24 protein-coding genes are annotated in these 20,142 nt (G+C 57.6%); 17 read left to right on the forward strand and 7 right to left on the reverse strand.

The features are described 5' to 3' along the window. Positions 1-34 precede the first annotated feature (34 nt). Together ACLL9E_RS04590 and ACLL9E_RS04595 are read left to right on the forward strand one after the other, a co-directional pair. The gene (locus ACLL9E_RS04590; RefSeq protein WP_411290564.1) at positions 35-991 is read left to right on the forward strand and encodes an alpha/beta fold hydrolase; all 957 of its coding nucleotides are present in this window, start codon (positions 35-37) and stop codon (positions 989-991) included. Further along, the gene (locus ACLL9E_RS04595; RefSeq protein ID WP_411290565.1) at positions 988-2,097 is read left to right on the forward strand and encodes an NAD(P)/FAD-dependent oxidoreductase; all 1,110 of its coding nucleotides are present in this window, start codon (positions 988-990) and stop codon (positions 2,095-2,097) included. The genes ACLL9E_RS04590 and ACLL9E_RS04595 overlap by 4 nt, the downstream gene beginning before the upstream one ends. A 7-nt stretch (positions 2,098-2,104) precedes the next feature. Here ACLL9E_RS04595 and rnhA read toward each other — a convergent pair whose 3' ends face one another. Genes rnhA through ispH form a run of 3 tightly spaced genes read right to left on the reverse strand, consistent with a single transcriptional unit; the run spans position 2,105 to position 4,483 of the window. Next, a complete protein-coding gene (gene rnhA / locus ACLL9E_RS04600) occupies positions 2,105-2,545 on the reverse strand; it encodes a ribonuclease HI (protein WP_411290566.1) in 441 nt (146 codons plus the stop codon). Beyond that, on the reverse strand, positions 2,542-3,516 hold the full coding sequence (thrB, locus tag ACLL9E_RS04605; protein WP_411290567.1) for a homoserine kinase: 975 nt from the start codon (positions 3,514-3,516) through the stop codon (positions 2,542-2,544). The genes rnhA and thrB overlap by 4 nt, the downstream gene beginning before the upstream one ends. A 1-nt stretch (position 3,517) precedes the next feature. Continuing rightward, positions 3,518-4,483: a 4-hydroxy-3-methylbut-2-enyl diphosphate reductase gene (ispH, locus tag ACLL9E_RS04610; RefSeq protein ID WP_411290568.1), complete on the reverse strand. Its 966-nt coding sequence runs from the start codon at positions 4,481-4,483 to the stop codon at positions 3,518-3,520. A 137-nt stretch (positions 4,484-4,620) separates the two neighbouring features. Between ispH and ACLL9E_RS04615 the strand changes: the two genes are divergently transcribed. The 10 genes from ACLL9E_RS04615 (at position 4,621) to tatC (ending at position 12,488) form a co-directional block, all read left to right on the forward strand. Further along, positions 4,621-5,271 carry a hypothetical protein gene (locus ACLL9E_RS04615; protein WP_411290569.1) on the forward strand — a complete coding sequence of 217 codons (651 nt, stop codon included), beginning with the start codon at positions 4,621-4,623 and terminating at the stop codon, positions 5,269-5,271. Positions 5,272-5,296: 25 nt separating this feature from the next. Beyond that, the gene (argS, locus tag ACLL9E_RS04620; protein ID WP_411290570.1) at positions 5,297-7,018 is read left to right on the forward strand and encodes an arginine--tRNA ligase; all 1,722 of its coding nucleotides are present in this window, start codon (positions 5,297-5,299) and stop codon (positions 7,016-7,018) included. Positions 7,019-7,034: 16 nt separating this feature from the next. Further along, positions 7,035-7,700 carry an SPOR domain-containing protein gene (locus tag ACLL9E_RS04625; protein ID WP_411290571.1) on the forward strand — a complete coding sequence of 222 codons (666 nt, stop codon included), beginning with the start codon at positions 7,035-7,037 and terminating at the stop codon, positions 7,698-7,700. Between the two features lie 284 nt (positions 7,701-7,984). Next, positions 7,985-8,491, forward strand: coding sequence for a DUF1993 family protein (locus tag ACLL9E_RS04630; RefSeq protein ID WP_411290572.1), 507 nt, complete (start codon positions 7,985-7,987; stop codon positions 8,489-8,491). A 75-nt stretch (positions 8,492-8,566) separates the two neighbouring features. Continuing rightward, positions 8,567-9,616 (forward strand): beta-N-acetylhexosaminidase, encoded by a 1,050-nt coding sequence (nagZ, locus tag ACLL9E_RS04635; protein WP_411290573.1) that lies wholly within the window; start codon positions 8,567-8,569, stop codon positions 9,614-9,616. Between the two features lie 8 nt (positions 9,617-9,624). Continuing rightward, entirely contained in the window at positions 9,625-10,401 is a 777-nt protein-coding gene (locus tag ACLL9E_RS04640; protein WP_411290605.1) for a segregation and condensation protein A, read from the forward strand. Further along, a complete protein-coding gene (gene scpB, locus ACLL9E_RS04645; protein WP_411290574.1) occupies positions 10,401-11,006 on the forward strand; it encodes an SMC-Scp complex subunit ScpB in 606 nt (201 codons plus the stop codon). Before ACLL9E_RS04640 ends, scpB begins: the two co-directional genes overlap by 1 nt. 65 nt (positions 11,007-11,071) lie before the next feature. Further along, positions 11,072-11,293, forward strand: coding sequence for a twin-arginine translocase TatA/TatE family subunit (locus ACLL9E_RS04650; RefSeq protein ID WP_411290575.1), 222 nt, complete (start codon positions 11,072-11,074; stop codon positions 11,291-11,293). A 47-nt stretch (positions 11,294-11,340) separates the two neighbouring features. Then, positions 11,341-11,724: a Sec-independent protein translocase protein TatB gene (gene tatB, locus ACLL9E_RS04655; RefSeq protein ID WP_411290576.1), complete on the forward strand. Its 384-nt coding sequence runs from the start codon at positions 11,341-11,343 to the stop codon at positions 11,722-11,724. Then, positions 11,721-12,488 carry a twin-arginine translocase subunit TatC gene (tatC, locus tag ACLL9E_RS04660; RefSeq protein WP_411290577.1) on the forward strand — a complete coding sequence of 256 codons (768 nt, stop codon included), beginning with the start codon at positions 11,721-11,723 and terminating at the stop codon, positions 12,486-12,488. Before tatB ends, tatC begins: the two co-directional genes overlap by 4 nt. 493 nt (positions 12,489-12,981) lie before the next feature. Here tatC and ACLL9E_RS04665 read toward each other — a convergent pair whose 3' ends face one another. From ACLL9E_RS04665 to ACLL9E_RS04680, 4 genes are all read right to left on the reverse strand, one after another. Beyond that, a complete protein-coding gene (locus ACLL9E_RS04665; RefSeq protein ID WP_411290578.1) occupies positions 12,982-13,317 on the reverse strand; it encodes a hypothetical protein in 336 nt (111 codons plus the stop codon). 210 nt (positions 13,318-13,527) lie between these two features. Continuing rightward, positions 13,528-13,650 (reverse strand): entericidin A/B family lipoprotein, encoded by a 123-nt coding sequence (locus ACLL9E_RS04670; RefSeq protein WP_397580361.1) that lies wholly within the window; start codon positions 13,648-13,650, stop codon positions 13,528-13,530. 86 nt (positions 13,651-13,736) lie between these two features. Then, a complete protein-coding gene (locus ACLL9E_RS04675) occupies positions 13,737-13,832 on the reverse strand; it encodes an entericidin A/B family lipoprotein (RefSeq protein WP_411290606.1) in 96 nt (31 codons plus the stop codon). Between the two features lie 89 nt (positions 13,833-13,921). Next, positions 13,922-16,033 (reverse strand): TonB-dependent receptor, encoded by a 2,112-nt coding sequence (locus tag ACLL9E_RS04680; protein ID WP_411290579.1) that lies wholly within the window; start codon positions 16,031-16,033, stop codon positions 13,922-13,924. A gap of 191 nt (positions 16,034-16,224) precedes the next feature. On the opposite strand from ACLL9E_RS04680, the gene ACLL9E_RS04685 reads away from it, so the two are divergent. The 5 genes from ACLL9E_RS04685 to rsmH all read left to right on the forward strand — a co-directional run bounded on the left by ACLL9E_RS04685 (position 16,225) and on the right by rsmH (position 20,134). Next, positions 16,225-17,217, forward strand: a complete 993-nt coding sequence (locus tag ACLL9E_RS04685) for a cysteine synthase A (RefSeq protein ID WP_411290580.1) — start codon at positions 16,225-16,227, stop codon at positions 17,215-17,217. A gap of 59 nt (positions 17,218-17,276) precedes the next feature. After that, on the forward strand, positions 17,277-17,543 hold the full coding sequence (locus ACLL9E_RS04690) for a hypothetical protein (RefSeq protein ID WP_411290581.1): 267 nt from the start codon (positions 17,277-17,279) through the stop codon (positions 17,541-17,543). Between the two features lie 7 nt (positions 17,544-17,550). Continuing rightward, positions 17,551-18,381, forward strand: coding sequence for a Gldg family protein (locus tag ACLL9E_RS04695; protein ID WP_411290582.1), 831 nt, complete (start codon positions 17,551-17,553; stop codon positions 18,379-18,381). Between the two features lie 311 nt (positions 18,382-18,692). After that, positions 18,693-19,181, forward strand: coding sequence for a division/cell wall cluster transcriptional repressor MraZ (locus ACLL9E_RS04700; protein WP_411290583.1), 489 nt, complete (start codon positions 18,693-18,695; stop codon positions 19,179-19,181). Then, positions 19,178-20,134, forward strand: coding sequence for a 16S rRNA (cytosine(1402)-N(4))-methyltransferase RsmH (rsmH, locus tag ACLL9E_RS04705; RefSeq protein ID WP_411290584.1), 957 nt, complete (start codon positions 19,178-19,180; stop codon positions 20,132-20,134). Before ACLL9E_RS04700 ends, rsmH begins: the two co-directional genes overlap by 4 nt. The last annotated feature ends 8 nt before the right edge of the window (positions 20,135-20,142 follow it).

A 20,142-nucleotide genomic window follows, 5' to 3' on the forward strand; every position in this document is an offset into this window, starting at 1 on the left:
AGCATTAACCGTGAAACATTGCCAAAAGGTAAGCATGCCCACACATCATAAGTCCATGGACCGACGCATTGTCCCTGCTGAAGCAGTGGAAAGCCTGTGGCATGCAGCCGACGGCTGGGCCATCAGACGCATTGATTGGCAAGGGGCAACGCACCCGCGCGGATCGTTGTTGTTCCTGCCCGGACGCGGCGACCATTATGAAAAATATCTGGAGACTCTAGCGTATTATGCTGCCGCCGGCTGGCGGGTATCGGCTATCGACTGGCGCGGGCAGGGCGATTCCGGCCGCTTGCTGGACGACCGCCAAGTCGGCCATATCGACGATTTTGCGACATGGATTACCGACCTGCGCGGTTTTTGGGGCAATTGGAAACAGGAAACCCCCGGCCCGCATGTGGTCCTGGCGCACAGCATGGGCGGGCATCTTGCGATGCGCGCTTTGGTGGAAAAGGCGATTGACCCAGACGCAGTTGTGATGAGCGCACCGATGCTCGGTATTCAGACTGGCGGCTTGCCGCTCGGGCTTAACCACGCCTTTGCCAAGATGATGGTGAAACTGGGCAAGGGCGAAGTTGCCGCGTGGAAAGTAAGTGAAAAACCGATGTCGCCGATGAACATGCGCGGCAAAATGCTGACGCATGATGACGACCGCTACGCCGACGAGATTGCGTGGTGGCATCTGCGCCCGCAGGTCAAATTGGGTCCGCCAAGCTGGCACTGGGTCGAACGCGCGATTGCGTCCATCCGCATGCTGGATGCGCCGGGATTGCTTGAGGCGGTGCAAACGCCGATCTTGCTGCTCGCGACGACGGGTGATCAATTGGTCAGCACGCCGCGCGTTCTCACCGACGCAAAGCGCTTGCCGCACGCCGAAACACTTATCTTCGGGAAAGAAGCCGCACATGAACTGTTGCGTGAGGCCGATCCTGTGCGTGACCAGTGCCTTGCTCGGATCGACAGTTTTCTGGATGCGCACGCGCCGCGAACATGAGCGATTTCGACTTTGCCATCATCGGTGCCGGCATCGCTGGTGCAAGCCTTGCCGCCCATTTGTCCGCACGCCACGCGGTCGTGCTGATTGAGGCAGAGGCCCATCCCGGCTACCATTCAACTGGCCGCTCAGCCGCTTTCTGGGATGAATGCTATGGCGGGCCGGGGGTGCAGCCACTGACGACGGCATCGGGGCCTTTCCTGTTGCAACCACCCGCAGACTTCCACGACGGCCCATTGATGCACCCGCGCGGTGCGCTGCATATCGGCACTGCAGAACAGACGCCGCTCGCGGCTGATATGCTCGCGGACTTTGCGGCAAGCGGCGTGCATATCGAAGTCAGCGACCGCGCCGCGTTGGAAGCCCATGTTCCCGGACTGCGCAGCGAATGGTCAAACGGCCTGTGGGAGCCCGCCTGTTGCGATATTGATGTTTCGGCGCTTCACGCAGCTTATTTGCGCCAGGCAAAGCGACAAGGCGCTCAGCTGCATTGCAACAGTCGCCTGGAGCGCGCTTATTGGCAGGACGGCACATGGCAGATCACGGCTGGTACTTTTAACTGTTCTGCGCGCATGATTGTCAACGCGGCAGGGGCGTGGGCAGATGATGTCGCGCGGATTGCAGGCATAAGCGCATTGGGTATCCAACCATATCGCCGCACCATCGCGCAGCTTGTGGTGTCACCCGAGGTTCCCGCAGATTTGCCACTTGTGATCGGTCTTGACGGCAGCTTCTATTTCAAGCCCGACACGGGCGGGCGCCTGTGGTTGAGCCCGCATGATGAAAGCGCAACCCCGGCCTGCGATGCCGCGCCCGAGGAAATCGACGTCGCCATTGCCATCGACCGCCTGCAACAAGTGGTCGACTGGGACATAAAGCGGCTGGAGCATAAATGGGCAGGGTTGCGCAGTTTCGCGCCTGACCGACTGCCCGTGATTGGCCGCGATGCGCGGCATGACGCATTTTTCTGGTTTGCAGGGCAGGGCGGATTCGGCATTCAAACCGCCCCCGCCGCGGCGCAGCTTGCTGCGTCGTTGCTTGATGACCGATGCGTAGCGCCGCCGCAGGTGAACGCCGCGACTTACGCCCCGGCGCGTTTCAACTAAATCGGGCTTAGCGTTTTGCGGCAACCTCGGCAGCGTCACTCGCCAACCGGTCAGCGCGTTCGTTTTCGGGATGGCCGCTGTGACCCTTGACCCAAATCCATTCGACCTGATGCCGCGCCACCGCCTCGATCAGGTCATGCCATAGGTCAGCGTTGCGAACGGGTTGCTTCGACGCGTTTTTCCATCCGTTGCGCTGCCAGCCGTGGATCCATTTGGTAATGCCATCGAGCACATATTTGCTGTCAGTGTGCAATTTGACGTGGCACGGCTCGATCAGGATTTTGAGCGCGTGAATGGCGGCGGACAATTCCATCCGATTGTTGGTGGTGTCGGGGTCGCCGCCCGATATTTCCTTTTCATGTTTACCATAGCGGATAACTGCGCCCCAACCGCCCGGGCCGGGGTTGCCCTTGCAGGCGCCATCGGTAAAAATCTCAAGCTGCTTCACAAACCATGCCTCAATATATTTTGGACCTGTCCGGCGTCGCTGTAAAAATCCAGCCTGCGCAAGAATGCCAGCGGGTCCTTGCGCGTCACAAGTGCGTTAGCAGGGGTATTGATCCAGTCATAGCAACGGGTAAGCAAAAACCGCAAGCATGCGCCACGAAGAAGGACTGGCAGGGCAGCTTGCGTCTGCGCATCGATCGGCATGCGGGCGGTATAGCCAGCCATCAAGCCAGCGCTAACCTCTTCATCGAAATGGGCGCCATCATGGGAAAAGCACCACGCACTGTGCGTGACCGCGAGATCATAGGCCCGGATTTCGGTGCACGCGAAATAGAAATCGATAAGGCCAGTAACATCATCGCCCAGCATCAGGACATTGTCCGGAAACAGATCGGCATGGATTGCTGCAACTGGCAAATCTACTGGCCAATGCGCCTCCAGAAAATCGCATTCGCGCAATATCCGCGCCGCGAGGCCAGCCGAGATCGCATCCAGACCCTTTTCGGTGCAGCGCATTGCAAGCGGCCGCCACGCTAAAACACCCAGGCTGTTGGGCCGGGACAAAGTGAAGTTGGTCAGCGCATCATGCATGTGCCCAAGCGCCGCGCCGGTTGAACGCGCCTGCGCTGCCGTTGACTGAGTTACCGACACGCCGTCGAGAAACTCGATCAGGCAGGCAGGCTTGCCTTCCACATTTTGCAACCACTGGCCTTCACGGTCAGCCATGAATTGCGGAACCTTGCAGCCTGCATCATGCAAATGTTTCAACAAAGCATAGAAAAACGGCAAATCATCAGGATCGACCCGGCTTTCATATAAGGTCAGGATGAAACGGCTTTGCGTTGTCTGAACGAAATAATTGCTGTTCTCGACACCCTCGGCGATGCCCTTCAGCGCCACAAGTTCGCCTACATCATATCGCGCCAGCAATGCGCCAACCTGTTCGGGGCCAAGCTGCGTATAAACGGCCAAATCAGCCCGCCGCACCCGCAAGTTCGCGTGGCAGTTTGAAAATGACGGTCTCTTCAGCGGTGGTCACCTGCTGTTCGTCGAGATCGAAATGCTGCGCAAGCGCGTCAATGATTTCGCGGACCAACACCTCGGGCGCCGAGGCACCCGCAGTCAGGCCGAGCGTGTTTACATCGTCAAACCAGTTGAGGCTGATTTCCTCGGCGCGCTGCACAAGATATGCCTTGGTACCAGAGCGGGCCGCAACTTCGACAAGCCGAAGCGAGTTAGAGCTATTTGGCGCGCCGATGACCAGAACAAGATCACAATGCCCCGCAATTGCCTTCACCGATTCCTGCCGGTTCGACGTCGCATAACAAATATCCTCGCCCTTTGGTCCGACGATGTTGGGAAAGCGCTGTTGAAGGATTGCGACAATTTCCGATGTATCGTCGACCGACAAAGTGGTCTGCGTCAGAAACGCGAGATTGGCGGGATCAACCGGATTTAATGTGCGCGCGTCGTCGGCGGTCTCAACCAGAGTCATTGCGCCCGGCGGGACCTGGCCAAAGGTTCCGATGACTTCAGGATGTCCGGCATGTCCGACGAAAATGATATGGCGGCCTGCTTCAACCTGGCGCTCGGCCTGCCGGTGGACCTTGGAAACCAACGGGCAGGTCGCATCAAAATAAGCAAGGCCGCGTTGCTGCGCGTTCGCAGGGACCGATTTGGGAACGCCATGCGCGGAAAATATGACATGACCGCCATCGGGCACTTCATCAAGTTCCTCGACAAAGATCGCGCCCTTGGCCTTCAAACTGTCGACGACATAGCGGTTATGGACAATTTCGTGGCGAACATAGACGGGCGCGCCATGCTGCTCGAGCGCGAGTTCGACAATCTGTATGGCGCGGTCAACGCCAGCGCAAAATCCGCGTGGTGCAGCAAGAAGCAGCCGGAGCGATTTTTTCGGGGTGTTTTGTTCAGTCATCGGCAATGTCCTTTAGATAGATACGCTGCATCCGCCAAGACCTTTCCCCTGTTGCGCCTCACGCGCTGGGGGGATAAGGACCAACGCATATTTTTCGCACCCGCGACCCAAGCAATGACACCCGAGGATTACCCTTTATGAAATTCGCCGCCAAAGCCCTGACCATCTGTATTGCTTCAGCTGCACTGGCAGGATGTTCGCGCGATGGCGAACTGGATATCGGCGCTGGTGTTGGCGTCAACGTCACGCGTTCGGGCTGCCCTATGGTTGCCATACCCGATGGAACAGGTGATGTGACGATCTTCAATCCGACAAATAGCCAGGATGCAAATGCCATTGATGTTGTGGCAACGATCACCAATATCCGGCCCAACTGCAACGAAGGCGGCGAGAAAATTTACTCGCAAGCCTCTTTTGATGTTCAGGCGCGGCGCAGTGACGCGCGCGGTAGCCGGACGGTGACATTGCCCTATTTCAGCACGGTAATTCAGGGCGGCAGCGCGGTTGTCGCCAAGCGGGTCGGGCAGGTGACAATCCAGTTTGCCGATGGCCAGCAGCGCGCATCATCCACGGCGCAGGCAGCAAGTTATATCGACAAGGCGTCGGCGAGCCTGCCAGCCGAGATCGTGCAAAAGATCACCAAGAAGCGCAAGCCAGGTGACCCTGACGCTGCGCTTGACCCGATGGCCGACCCCGAAGTGCGCGCAGCTGTCGTCCGATCAAGCTTTGAAATGCTCATCGGATTCCAACTGACCGAAGATCAGTTGCGTTATAATGTCACGCGGTGATCCGCGTTAATTTCAAGGCAAAGTCATGACCCTTTTTGAACAATATGCAGCGCATGTCGACCATGCGCTGGACGCTCTTGTTGCGCACGGAAGCCTGCCTGCTGGCCTCGACCGCGCAAATGTGACCGTAGAGCCGCCGCGCGATTCGTCGCATGGCGACATCTCGACAAACGCGGCCATGGTGCTCGCCAAGCCAGCTGGAACCAATCCGCGCGCACTGGCCGAAGCTTTGTCCGCTGAGCTCGCCAAGGTCGCAGGCGTCACAGCGGTTGAGATCGCTGGTCCGGGCTTCCTGAACCTGCGGCTGGACGCGTCGGCGTGGCTTGATGAACTGCGCTCGATTGCCGCCTCAGGTGACGATTATGGCCGCTCTCATCTTGGTGACGGCAAGTCTGTGAATATCGAATATGTCTCCGCCAATCCGACTGGCCCCATGCATATGGGCCATTGCCGGGGCGCGGTCGTCGGCGACGCCTTGGCGAAGCTGCTCGAATTTGCCGGTTACCGCGTCATTCGCGAATATTATATCAATGATGCCGGTGGACAAGTCGATGTCCTCGCCCGTTCAGCGCATTTGCGCTATCGCGAGGCGCTAGGCGAAACGATCGAAATCGCCGAAGGCCTTTATCCCGGCGATTATCTCATTCCCGTTGGCGCACATCTGGCAGAACAGTTTGGCGACCAATATGTCGCTGCGCCCGAAAGCGAATGGCTTGCGCTTTTCCGCAAGGCGGCGGTCGCTGAAATGATGGAAATGATTAAGGCCGACCTCGCCTTGCTTGGCATCCACCACGACCTGTTTTCGTCCGAAGCCGAATTGCATGAAGCTGGCAAGGCCGATGTCGCGGAAAAGGAACTGCGCGCGCGGGGCCTCGTCTATGACGGTGAACTCGAAAAACCCAAGGGCAAGGAAATCGAGGATTGGGAGCCAGTGACTCTGCCGCTGTTCCGTTCGACACAATTTGGCGATGATCAGGACCGGCCAATCAAGAAATCGAACGGCAACTGGACCTATTTCGGCGCTGACCTCGCATATCATTTCCAGAAAAGCCAAGGTGTCGATGCGATGATCGATATCTGGGGCGCGGACCATGCGGGCACGGTCAAGCGCATCAAAGCGGCGGTGAACGCGCTGACCGATGGCAAAATCGACTTCGACATCAAGCTGGTGCAGATGGTGCGCTTGCTGCGCGGCGGTGAGCCCGTTAAAATGTCGAAGCGGTCAGGCAGCTTTGTGACGCTGGCTGAAGTTATTGAGGAAGTCGGCAAAGATGTCGTCCGCTTCACGATGCTGACGCGCAAATCCGACGCGCAGATGGATTTCGACTTCGCCAAGGTGGTTGAGGCGTCGAAAGACAATCCTGTATTTTATGTGCAATATGCCCATGCGCGTATTGCATCGACCCTGCGCAAGGCAGAAGGCGAAGGGCTTGGCCCCGATGCCGCGCATGTCGCGTTGCTTGGCGATGCGGAAATCGGCCTCATCCGTGAAGCCGCAAATTTCCCACGCATCGTCGAAGCCGCTGCGAAATCAGGCGAACCGCATAGAATTGCGTTTTATCTCAATGATTTGGCCGCAGGACTTCATGCTTATTGGAACTTGGGCAATGACCAGCCCGATAAGCGGTTCATATTGGCACAGAATCCCGATTTGACTGGCGCAAGGCTTTTCATGGCGACCAATATCGGGCAAGTCTTGCGCAACGGTCTGCGATTGATGGGTGTCGAAGCGGCATATAATATGTAAAATATGGGGAAGTGGCGTGAGTGACAGCAACGACGACGGGTTCAATCTTGACGACAATGATCGTCTGCCCTGGCTCGAAACCGCTGATGGCTATGACGTCGAGGATAGCGGATCGCCACTGAAGGTTGCATTCATGGTGATTGCTGGCCTTGTGTTGCTCGCGGCCATTGTTGGCGGTATCTACTGGATTCAGCGTAACCCGACAGGCGGCGCAAACGGCACGGGTGAGCTGATCGCTGCACCAAAGGGCAATTATAAAGAAAAGCCACTGGATGCCGGCGGCAAAAGCTTTGAAGGCGAAGGCGATTCTGCCTTTGCGGCAAGCGAAGGCCAGAAAACTGGCGCCGTGCTGGCACCGCCGCCGCCAGCCACGCCAGTTGCTGCGCCAACGCCAAGCAAAGCCGCGCCCATAACTGCCGCAATAACCGATGCCACTCCGGCCAATGCCGTCATGGTCCAGCTTGGCGCTTATGGCGACTCCGCAAAGGCCGACACAGCCTGGGCCGCGCTGAACAAGCGCTTCGGCTTTCTTGCGGGCACCAGCCGCAAAATAGCCCAGGCCAGTGTGGAGGGTGGCAGGACCGTGTTCCGACTGCAGGCCGTAACTGCAAATGCTGCCGACGCGCAGCAATTATGCGCAAAGCTGAAGGCGGCGGGCGAGAACTGCCTGATTGTGCGCTAGTCCTTTTTCGCATCTGCTAATTCCCGTTCGTCATCCCCGCGCAGGCGGGGATCCATCACGCATTTCAGATACAGGCGAAGGCACGTTGTGTCTTATTGTCAGACGCGATGGATCCCAGCCTTCGCTGGGATGACGGAGGTGCAATTGACGTGGCACTCCCCTCCACCCCACCTTCAGCGCGGTCCCCCTCCCCATCGCAAGTCGATGAGGAGGAAAATCGGTTTTTCCGATTGAAAAGTTGCAATCTGCAACTTATGTCGGCGCATCTTTTAAAGGAGCTTCACATGCCTGCATTATATGACGTGTCCATCCCCGCTTTTGTGCGCGGTCTGAAAAATCTCTCCGTCATGCTCGAAAAGGGCGAGGCTTTTGCAACGGAGCAGGGCTTCGATCCCGCCGAATTGCTAAATACCCGACTGATTGACGATATGGCACCGCTCACGCGCCAAGTTCAGATGACAACCGATACTGCGAAATTTCTTGCCGTGCGTGTCGGCCAAGTCGAAAATGAACCTTGGGCTGACGAAGAAGCAAGCTACGCCGACGTTCAGGCCCGCGTTGCCAAGGCGATTGCCTTTCTGCAAAATGTTTCAGCCGATGGCTTTGAAGGCCGCGAAGACGCAAAGGTCGTGCTCACCACGCCAAGCGGCGACATTCCCTTTACCGGCAGCAATTATGTCCACGGTTTCGCCATTCCCAATTTCTATTTCCATCTCAGCATGGCTTATGCGTTGCTACGGATGAAAGGCGTGCCATTGGGCAAACTCGATTTCCTCGGCGCGATCCGCTAATTATACACAGCTAAAAGGCCAGTTCCCGCCGCTGCGCGCTTGCCTTGGGGCGGCGGCGGCCCTAGCTTGCGCGTCATGAAGCCGGTAATTTTTGGCCTATCTGGCCTGACGCTGACAGAGGACGAAAAACGGCTGTTTCGCGATGTCGAACCAGCCGGTTACATCCTGTTCAAACGCAATATCGAGGATCGGGCGCAGGTCCGCGCGTTGACCGACAGCTTGCGTGACGTGCATGGCCGCGGCAATGTGCCCATCCTTATTGATCAGGAAGGCGGCCGTGTCGCGCGGATGCGCCCGCCCGTCTGGCCTGATTTCCCCGCAGGCGGCGCTTTTGATGCCCTGTATGACATCGCCCCCATCACCGCGATGGAGGCCGCACGTTGCAACGCAGAGGCCATTGCCTTGTCGCTCAACGAAGTCGGTATCAATGTCGATTGCTTGCCCGTCCTCGATGTCCGCGTGCCCGAAACCCATTCGGCCATCGGCGACCGCGCCTTGGGCAGCGACCCGATGCGCGTCGCATCGCTTGGCCGACACATTCTCGACGGTCTCGCTTTGGGCGGCGTCATTGGCGTGGTAAAGCATATGCCGGGGCAGGGGCGCGCCGTTGTCGATACGCATCACGACCTGCCCCATATAACCGCAAGCGACGTGGAGCTTGAGCAGGACCTTGCGCCATTTCGTGCATTGAACCACGCCGCGATGGGGATGACCGGGCATGTCGTCTACGACGTCTGGGACAATCAGCACACCGCAACGATGTCGCCATTTGTGATCGAACATATTATCCGCCAGCGCGTGGGCTTTGACGGTCTGTTGATGAGCGACGATCTCGACATGAACGCGCTGCAGGGCGATGTGGCGAGCCGCGCGCTAAAATGTGTTCAGGCTGGCTGCGACCTTGCGCTCAATTGCTGGGGCCGGTTTGACGAGATGGTGGCCATTGCCGACATCTTGCCCGACATCACCGCTGCTGCCCGCGCTAGGCTTGACCGCGCGATGACTTTGCCGCCTGTGGCATTTGACGCCGACCGGCTCGCACATTTGCTCGACAAACGCGACAGTTTGCTTGCGCTGGTGGACACAAACGCGAAGCTGACCGATGGGGCCACCGGCGCGGCATGACCGGGCCAATGCTCTTTGACGAGGAGGAAGCCCTCCGCGACGAGAGCAGTTCGAGCGCAGGCGACGCCGATGTCCTGACCATCGACATTGACGGCTGGGAAGGACCGCTTGACCTGTTGCTGGCGCTAGCCCGCAACCAGAAGGTCGATCTGAGGCAATTGTCGATATTGGCGCTGGTCGAACAATATCTGATATTCATCGACGAGGCGCGCGCGCTCAAGCTGGAACTGGCCGCCGATTATCTGGTGATGGCGGCGTGGCTTGCCTATCTCAAATCTGCATTGCTGCTGCCCAAGGACCCGACGATTGATCCATCGCCCGAGGAATTGGCCTTGCGCCTGCAACTGCGGCTTGAGCGGTTGAACGCCATGCGCGACAGCGGCGCGCGGCTGATGGCGCGCGACCGGATTGGCCGCGATATTTTCCTGCGCGGCAATCCCGAAGGCCTGCGCGTGGTAAAGGCGCGGGCGTGGGCGTGCGACTATTTTGAACTGATTACCGCTTATGGCCAGATCAATGCGCGCAGCCAGCCGGCATTGCATATTGTCAAACGCCGCCAGGTGATGACGCTTGAAGAAGCGTTGGAGCGCGTATCGGCGATGATTGGTCAGGCGATTGACTGGACCGCGATTGAGGCGTTTTTGCCGGTATTTGCTGATCCAGCCATGCGCAAATCGGCGCTCGCCTCAAGCTTTGTCGCCGCGCTTGAGCTTGCCAAACGCGGCGTTGTTGATTTGCAGCAGGAGGAAATGTTCGCGCCCTTGATGCTCAGGATGAAGGCATAATGACCCGGATCGATGCTGATATCCGCGCGGTTGAAGCCACTTTGTTTGCCAGCGATCAACCCATGACTGCCGAACAAATTCGGGCCTATGTCGGCGACAATGTCGACGTCGCGGCGGCATTGGAACAGCTTGCCGGTCATTATGCGGGTCGCGGCATCGAACTGGTTCAACGCGGAAAGAGCTGGCATTTTCAAACCGCCCCCGATCTTGCGCATCTGTTGCGCCGTGAACGCGAAGAAAACCGCAAGCTCAGCCGCGCCGCGGTCGAAACTCTTGCGATCATTGCCTACCACGAACCCGTCAGCCGCGCCGAAATCGAGGCCATTCGCGGTGTTCAGATTTCCAAAGGGACGCTCGATGTGTTGATGGAGGCAGGATGGGTTCGGCCCGCTGGCCGCCGCGAGGTGCCGGGCCGTCCGCTGATTTATGCAACGACGCCTGGCTTTTTGACGCATTTTGGCTTGGCTAGCCGGAAAGATTTGCCCGGCCTTGCTGACCTGAAAGCCGCTGGGTTGCTTGATCCAATCGATGAAGCGATGGGCGATATGCTGTTTAGCGACGAAGAAAGTGACAGCGAACTGGAAATTAACGAAAACAAAGCTTAAATAGGATAATGAGACGCGACAACTGGGTTCGCATTATCCGGGCTTTGCCCCGTTAGGAGTTTGAAATGGGCGGTTTTAGCATCTGGCATTGGCTGATTGTCGGTATTCTGGTGTTGCTTTTGTTCGGCAAGGGTCGTTTTTCCGATATGATGGGCGACGTCGCGAAAGGCATTAAAAGCTTTAAAAAAGGCATGTCTGAAGATGACGAGGCACCTAAGGCCCCACCGCAAATCGGCGCGACGACTATTATCGAGCCTGAAAAGCAGACGGATAAGACTCAAGGTTAAATCGTTGATTATGATGCCAGCTTTGCCCTCGATGCCGGGGGCCTGACGTGTTTGACGTTGCCTCGTCCGAACTGATGCTGGTTGTCCTTGTGGCCCTGCTTGTCATCGGGCCAAAGGATTTGCCACGCGTGTTGCGCGTCGTCGGCAAATGGGTGGGCAAGGCACGCGGCGTTGCGGCGCATTTCCGGTCTGGATTTGACGAGATGATCCGCCAGTCTGAACTCGAAGAGCTCGAAAAAAAGTGGAAGGCGGAAAACGAGCGTATCATGCGCGCGCATCCCGCCGACCCGCGCGCCGATATAGTAGGCGACGCAGGGCATGACGGACAAGCGCCATCCGAGCCCGAAGTTAATATGCAGCCGCAAACACCGATCGAACCTGAATTGCCCATTGAAACGCTGCCTGCGGGTGAAAAAGCGAGCAAAGCATGAGCGAGATTGATGACAGCAAAATGCCCTTGCTCGATCATCTGATCGAACTGCGCAGCCGGTTACTCTGGAGCTTTTTCGCGCTTGCGGTCGCTTTCGGCGCTAGCCTGTATTTCGCGCGGCCAATATTCGGGTTTCTGGTCCAGCCTTTACTGGAATCGGGCCAGACGAAGCTCATCTACACCGCTATTTTCGAAGCGTTTTTTGTCGAGATCAAGGTCGCGTTCTTTGCGGCGACCTTCTTCTCCTTTCCCGTGTTCGCAACGCAATTATGGCGCTTTGTCGCGCCTGGCCTATATACCAAGGAAAAAAACGCGTTCCTCCCATTCCTTCTCGCTACGCCGGTCCTGTTCATCATCGGCGCGGCGATGGCTTATTATATGGCGATACCCGTTGCGCTCAAATATCTGCTTGGCTTTGGTGGCAATGTCGGCGGCGTCCAGCAGGAGGCGTTACCCGGTGTGGACAATTATCTGAGCTTCGTGATGAAGTTCATTTTCGGCTTTGGCGTCTCCTTCCTGCTGCCCGTGCTGCTGATGCTGCTTGAGCGAGCCGGGATCGTGACGCTTGAGCAATTGCGCGGTGCGCGACGCTACGCCATTGTTGGCGTGTTCGCGATTGCTGCTGTGCTGACGCCGCCCGACATAGTCTCGCAGCTGCTGCTCGCCTTGCCCTTGTGCCTGTTATATGAATTGGCGCTGATCGCCATCTGGTTCACCCGCCGCCGCCGCAAAAAGACCGAGGTGGTCGAAGAGCCTGCGTTGTAGGGTTGTTGAGTTCTAGTTCGTCATCATCACCCTATGCGTGATCTTCCCTCCAGTTGTCATCCTAATCCCACGTCGTCATCCTGAACTTGTTTCAGGATAACAGGCGACGCTTGTGCGTTATCCTGAAACAAGTTCAGGATGACGAAGGGTTGAGTTGCTGGAGCCCAAAGGCATGCAGCGCACCAACGAGTTCAGGATGACGACCCGTTGAGTGGCTCAACGACACGCAAACACCTGCACTTCCAAAAACCGCTTTCCTACAAATAACCATATCGGTTAGTTGATTCGCGTCATTCAGGCTGCGGTCTAGAACGTGGGTCGGGATGATGGGAACGCTGGCGGGGCAACTCGGCAGCACGGCCGGCGCGATAGGGTGCTTGCTTCAGCCTTCAAAAGGGCCTGTTGCATCAAGCTCTGAACAGCGCAAAATAGGTTGCATGTGGCGGGAAACCGCCCCGTTCGTTTTGGATGGCCTTGGGGATTTTGGAAACCTTCACCCCCAGGGAAGCGTGACAGCCAATATAAAGGCGGCTCCGGGAACTAGCCTGATGGAACAATCGAGCCTTAATCCACAAACACCATCAGCCGGAAGCAGCACCAGCGCTTCCGCGTCGGCCGTCCCTTTTTCTGTGTCGTAAAGCTGCGCGCCAGTTTTGTAGGAAAATTTGTTGCGCGTGTTGGAAATATTGAGGGTGCGCCCCAAAATCTCGTCATCCTGAACTCGTTTCAGGATAACGGGCAACGGTGGTTTGTTATCCTGAAACAAGTTCAGGATGACGAATGGTTGAGTTATTGTGCCGGAGCCCTTACCCGCCACCCACATCGTCATCCTGAACTTGTTTCAGGATCCATTTAGCCATTCTTGCTTTTGGCGTGCTGCACGTTACACCCCGAACCAAGTTCAGGGTCACGGAGCGGGAAACACTTTAATGTGGCTCTCGCATGGCGATAGGCCGCAAAAGCTAACCCCACCCCCCAAAACCAAAAGGGGCCGGAGGTTACCCTCCAGCCCCATCTTCAGTTTGAATCAGCGCGGTGATTAAATCGCGCGGTCGCCGGCTTCGCCGACGGATTCAATGTCTTCGCCTACGCCCTTGACGGTATTGCAAGCAGCGGCCAGCAAAGATGCCGAAAGCAGGATGATCGTTGCAATTTTACGCATGATGTTCTCCGATATCGTGGTCTGAAAATTCAGTCCTCGAACAACAACGAGCGCACCGCAAAAATGTTCCGCAAATTGGCCTTGATTCAGGTGGCGCGGTCGCCAGCTTGACCGACCGATTCAATGTCGCGGCCAAGACCTTTGACCGTGTTACACGCCGATACCATCAAGGCTGCGGACATCAGGACGAGGATGGTGATTTTTCGCATGATATTCTCCCGATTGTAAAAAAGCTCGCGTTGCAACCGTTTGCCTGAACAAATGCTGACAATCAAAAGCTAATCCGTGCAGTGACCCGAAAATCACGACCCGACAATGGCACAAAATCTTTTGTGAACGACGCAGCGCGCCGTGCATCCATATCGAAAATGTTGTTTGCCGACGCGATGATCGCAATGTTGCGGTCACGTCCAAATGGCCGCCAGGTCGCCGATGCATTGACGAGAGTGAAGCTGTCGGTGGGGGTTTCAAAGCCCGCGACACGCGTCTGGGCATCGGTCCATTCGACCTCGCCGCGAATATCGATGATGGCGCTTTTCAATTCCACACCACCCAACAGGCGAAGTGGCGGGATGCGAGGTGCTGGGCCTTCACCGCGGATATTGGTGCGGACATAATCTGCAACGCCGTCGGCGGTGAGGTCGAATGCGCCAAAGGTCGCCAGTCGAGCGCTTGCCTCTGCCTCAATGCCCCAGACGCGCGCGCGACGCTGAAAATATTGAAAAACGGGAAGGTCATCTTCGACTGCGCCAGTTTCACCTTCGTAGATAAAGCTGGAAAAACGGTTGGCAAATGCGGTCGCGCTGAAATCGAACGCGTCGCCGTCGAAGCGTGCATATAATTCGCCGTTCCAGCTTCTCTCGCTCCGAAGGTCAGGATCGCCGACTTCGAATGACTGGGTCGCAAGGTGCGGGCCGTTGGAATATAGTTCTTCGACCGCAGGCGCGCGGCCAGTGTGCGACAGGTTTACGCCAAGTTTCAGCGCTCCAATATTATAGCCGGCGCCGATTGCCGCCGACACGTTGTTGAACCCGCGCGCCAATCCCAAGGTTTTGGCATCAAGGTCGGCGCGGTCGAAGCGGAGCGCTATTTCTGTATCAAGGTCGCCAAAGGCAAATTCCTGAAGAGTGAACACGCCAAGTGCGCGTGTTTGCGTCGGCGGCACGAACGCTTCTGCGCCAATGGCGTCGAAATTGCGGGTAAGATATTGCACGCCCGATGCGCCGCGCCAGCCGCCGCGGTCATTTTGGGTAAGCTCGGCGCGGGTTTCGATTGCCTCGCTCAGGAACAAGGTGCCGACCTCTCCGCCCTCCAATTCGACATGGCGGTAATCGGCAAATCCGGACCGGACGCGCAGCTTGTCGAACATGCCATCCCCCAATTCGACTTCGCCGCGAAGGTCAAGCCGGTATTGGCGAAGGTCAATGGCAACGCCGCCTTCTGCGGGTGCGACGCCCAGTTCGGGCCGCTCGGCAATGCCATATTTGGTATCGAAAATATTCAACGAAACGCCAAGATTTCCACCTGAATCAATAAAGGCGGCGCCAGCGCCAGCGCTCCAGGTTTCGACACCGCTGTTGGGAAGCCTACCGCGCATATTTGCAAGATCGCGGGCGAACCCTGCTTCAGTGACATTTCCAAGCGCTTGCTGCGCATCAGCAAAGCCAAGCGCTTCTGCGCGGGCGGACCGCGACAGGAGAAAGCCGCCAATACGCATATCATCGCTTTTGCGGTAGCTTGCGTCGGTGTGGACAACGAACCGGTCGCCCAAGGGGATATCGACAGAAGCGCCGCCAGCGACTTCACGTGCCGCGGTGCCATAGCTCGCAAGGGCGTCGATATGCACGGGTTCATCAGGGACAGAACGCGGGATGCGTTTGTCGATCACGTTGACCGCGCCGCCCACTGCCGATCCACCGAACAGCAGCACGGCGGGCCCGCGCAGGACTTCAATGCGTTCTGTCGTCAGCGAATCGATGGTCACCGCATGGTCTGCCGAGGTGTTCGACGCGTCGATGTTTCCAATGCCATCGGTAAGGACCGCGACACGGTTGCCCTGAAAGCCCCGCAATACGGGCCGCGAGGCGCCTGGTGCAAAACTGGTGGCAGAAACGCCGGGCAATTGAGTCAGGATATCGCCGATTTGCGCCCTGGTTTTTTCCGCAAGGATCTCGCCCGACACGGTCGACGTGCCGGACAGAATATCCAGCCGTTCGACATAAGGTGCCGTGACAACTATTTCGTCGGCGCTGTGAAAATCGTCAGCTTGCGTGGTGGCGGCCTTCGGTGCCGAGGCATTCTCCTGCGCGTGGGCAGGGGCGAACATGGCCAGCGAAATGGCGACTAAGCTTGCGGACCAGGTAACGGGTTGAACAATTTTCATGGGTTTTGTGACGTCCAAAGAATGTTTGGGGGCGATGGCGATCCCCTAAAGGCTATGATATATTATATCAATACCCAAATGCATATTTTCGACCATTCGCAATTTCTGGCGCGGCGCGACGGGTGGATTGTGCAGCACACAGGCCGAGACTGGCTTGCGATTGCCTATGAACGCGCCTAGCTGTCACCTCTATGAACACGCTTGCTTCAACACTGGATTTGATTGGGAATACGCCGCTCGTTCGCCTGAAAGGGCCAAGCGAGGTGGCTGGCTGCGACATTTTCGGCAAATGCGAATTTGTGAATCCCGGCGCTTCGGTAAAGGACCGCGCCGCTCTTTATATCGTGCGCGATGCCGAGCAGCAGGGGCTTTTGAAACCCGGCGGGACGATCGTCGAGGGCACTGCTGGCAATACCGGCATTGGACTTGCGCTGGTCGCCAACGCGCTTGGGTACAATACGATCATCGTCATGCCCGAAACGCAAAGTCAGGAGAAGAAGGATACGTTGCGGGCGCTGGGTGCAGAGCTCGTGCTCGTCCCCGCCGCGCCATATTCCAACCCCGGACATTTCGTACACACCTCTCGCCGCTTGGCTGAAGAGACCGAAAATGCGGTTTGGGCCAATCAGTTCGATAATATCGCCAACCGGCGCGCACATATCGAGACAACCGCCGAGGAAATCTGGGCACAGATGGACAGCAGGGTTGACGGCTTTATCTGCGCTGCCGGAACAGGCGGCACAATCGCCGGTGTTGGGCTTGGCCTCAAGGCGAAGGATGAGCACGTGACGATAGCCCTGGCTGACCCGCATGGCGCATCGTTGTACAATTATTATGCGTGTGGCGAATTAAGCTCAGAAGGCAATTCGGTCGCTGAAGGCATTGGACAGGGCCGTATTACCGCCAATCTTGATGGCGCGCCGATTGACACCCAGTTCCGCATTTCGGACGAGGAGGGCCTGATCTGGGTTCGGCGTCTGTTGGCAGAGGAAGGGCTGTGCCTTGGCCTTTCGTCAGGAATCAATGTGGCAGGCGCTGTGGCGCTGGGGAAGAAGTTGGGGCCGGGCAAGCGGATTGCGACGATCCTGTGCGATACGGGCTTCCGGTATTTATCGACTTTGTATAACCCTGCGTGGATGCGCAGCAAAAATCTTCCCATCATGCCTTGGCAACAGGATAGCTAAAGGCGTTTTGGGCTTAGGGCTTCGGGAGAATGCAGATGGTCGAACAAAGGCAATCCGCCATGCAGCGTATTCAGGTGGGTGTCATTGGTCTCGTAGTGGTTTTGCTGTTCGTGACGCTTGCCAGCATGGTCCTCGACCGCGTGAGCGAGGGGCCACAGGCAGGCGGAATGCCAGAGACATCACCCGTCGCCGATAACAAAGACCAGATGCCTGATGAGCCTTTGGCCGAATTGGGCGTGACGCCGGTCGCAAAGGATGACGCGCAGCGGAACACCAAGGGTTCGGCGCAAGTGACGCGACCCTCCGCGCCTGCGCCACGGCAGTAATTACAGAATGACCGATGTTTTGACCCGTTTCGGCGGCGGCAGACGGCTGCTTATTGCGGTGCTCCTGATCGCGGCGGTTGGGCTGGTTATTGCGGGCTTTATCGCCAGCCGCCCTGATACCCATGGACCAAAGCCCGTGTTGGCGATGATGACGACGCTGCCGCTGCAGTGGAGCGAAGGCGGCATCGAGGCAGACCTTGCCGCAGATGCCGAGCCGCACCCCGCTTTTGTCCGCCTCAGCCGCCAATATGAAATCCAGCCTATCGATGACCTCATCGCATGGACGCCAAAGCCCAAGCAACTGCTCTTCCTCGCGCAACCGCGCGCGTTCAGTCCGCAAGAGCTTGTGCGGCTGGACGCTTGGGTGCGGCAGGGTGGCCGCGTGTTAATTCTCGCTGATCCGGCGTTGCAATGGGGTAGCCTCTATCCGCTGGGGGACAGACGCCGGCCCTTGTTCACATCGATGCTGTCACCTTTGTTCACGCATTGGGGTATTGAGCTTGTCCTGCCGATGACCGACGAAAAGCCTGTTGCCGTTCGCAATATCGGCAATTTTCAAATCCGGACGCCGACACCCGGTGAATGGCTGCCTAAAGACAGCAACGCGAATGCACCTTGCGTCATCGCCGCGCAAAATCTGTTGGCGGATTGCCGGATCGGGAAGGGCCGGGCGTTGTTGGTTGCCGATGCCGATCTGCTAGATACCGCTTATTGGGAGGGGCGGGGCGTCCGGATGATCACTGGGGCGGATGAATTTGCCAATCTGCAATGGACAGAGTCGCTTCTGTCCAAGCTGTCTATCAATGCGGAGCTCGACAGGGATATTGTGGGAAAATGAGGCAAGCAGACAGCGATTGGGCGAAAAAGGTGGCAAAGTTGGGCTCCTCAGGGCAAATTGACACCAGATATGTATGTGCGTGCTGCAAAATTTATTTGAGTGCAGAATTAAAAGCTCTGTAATTTCAATATTTTCGCACCAAGCTAAAATTTTGTTCCAGAAAATCCCTCTTTTCATCCATGAAATCCCCTGCTACAGGTAATTTCCTAAGGGGTGGATTCCTGATTCTATCGGTCGTTACGGCGTCCGCATGGCGAAGTGCTTCGCCATGATTGGCAATCTGCGCCCTTTTTCGGGGGGTGATTTACGCAGTGTCAAATTTGGTCGTCTATGCAGGTTCTGGGGTGTCGGGTGTCGACGCCAAAGGCCGCACGACGATTCCCGCCGAACTTCGTGACAGCGTCCAGCAATCGAGCGGCAGCAACAATGTCTGCATTTCGCGCCATGCAAGCCTGCCTTGCCTGATCGGCTTTGGCGGGTCGGAGCGCCTGAAGCTGCGCGCCGACATTGAGGCGCAATGGCAAAGCGCAGTCAATCGCGGCACTGACTTCGACCGCGAACTGGCGGGCGTCTCTGCCTCATCCATCTTCGAAACCGCCTTTGAAGCCAGTGGCCGCTTTGTTCTGTCGCCCATGCTCAAGCATTTTGGCCGCATCGATGACCGCGCCTTCTTCTTTGGCGCGACAACGCATTTCATGCTGTGGAACCCCGATGTCTTCTTGAAGGAGGCACCCGCAGCATTTAACCCGGTTAAGGACGAGCTGAATTATTGGCTGTCCCAAGGCAAGCGCGACAAATGAGCGCGCTCGCCCCCCATATTCCAGTCCTACTGGATGAAGTAATTCACTCTCTGGCCATCACCCCTGGCGCTGAGATCGTGGATGGCACCTTTGGTGCAGGTGGATACAGCCAAGCGATACTGGCTGGCGGTGCGCGCGTTTACGCGTTCGACCGCGATCCCGATGCCCTCAAAGAAGGTGCGGACCTTGCAGGCCGCAGTGAAGGTGCTTTGCGCCTTTACTCGGCCTGTTTTTCTATCATGGACGATGTCCTAATCGCCGACGGGATATCCTCGGTCGATGGCGTCGTGCTCGACATAGGCGTGTCGTCAATGCAGCTTGACCGCGCCGAACGCGGCTTCTCCTTTCAAAAGGACGGCCCGCTTGACATGCGCATGGGTCAGGACGGGATGTCGGCCGCTGACTTCGTGAACGAAGCCGAAGAAGCCGACATTGCGGATATCATTTACCGCTACGGCGAAGAGCACCGCTCACGCCGCATTGCGCGCAGCATTGTTGCTGCCCGGCCAATCGAAACCACCGCGCAACTGGCCGCGATTGTCCGCAAGGCCGTTGGTCACAAGCCCGGCGCGCCCAAGGACCCCGCAACGCGCGCGTTTCAGGCAATCCGCATTCATGTGAACCGCGAACTTGATGAGTTGACCGACGGTCTGGAAGCCGCCGAACGTATGTTGAAACCCGGCGGGCGCCTGGCTGTCGTCACTTTTCACAGCCTTGAAGACCGCATCGTGAAGCAATTTTTGCGCCGCCGCAGCGGAGCAGAAGCTGCTGGATCGCGCCACGTCCCGATGGTCGGCAGCGACGGCCCCGAACCCACTTTTGACAAAGCTGACAAGGCGGTCCGTCCATCGGACGCCGAACTCGCGCGCAACCCGCGGTCACGGTCAGCTACCTTGAGATCCGCAACCCGCACGCAGGCACCCGCTTGGGCAACAGGAGGACTGGCAGCATGAGTCTCGCC

This window comes from Sphingorhabdus sp. (genome assembly GCF_046596595.1).
GTDB lineage: Bacteria > Pseudomonadota > Alphaproteobacteria > Sphingomonadales > Sphingomonadaceae > Sphingorhabdus_B.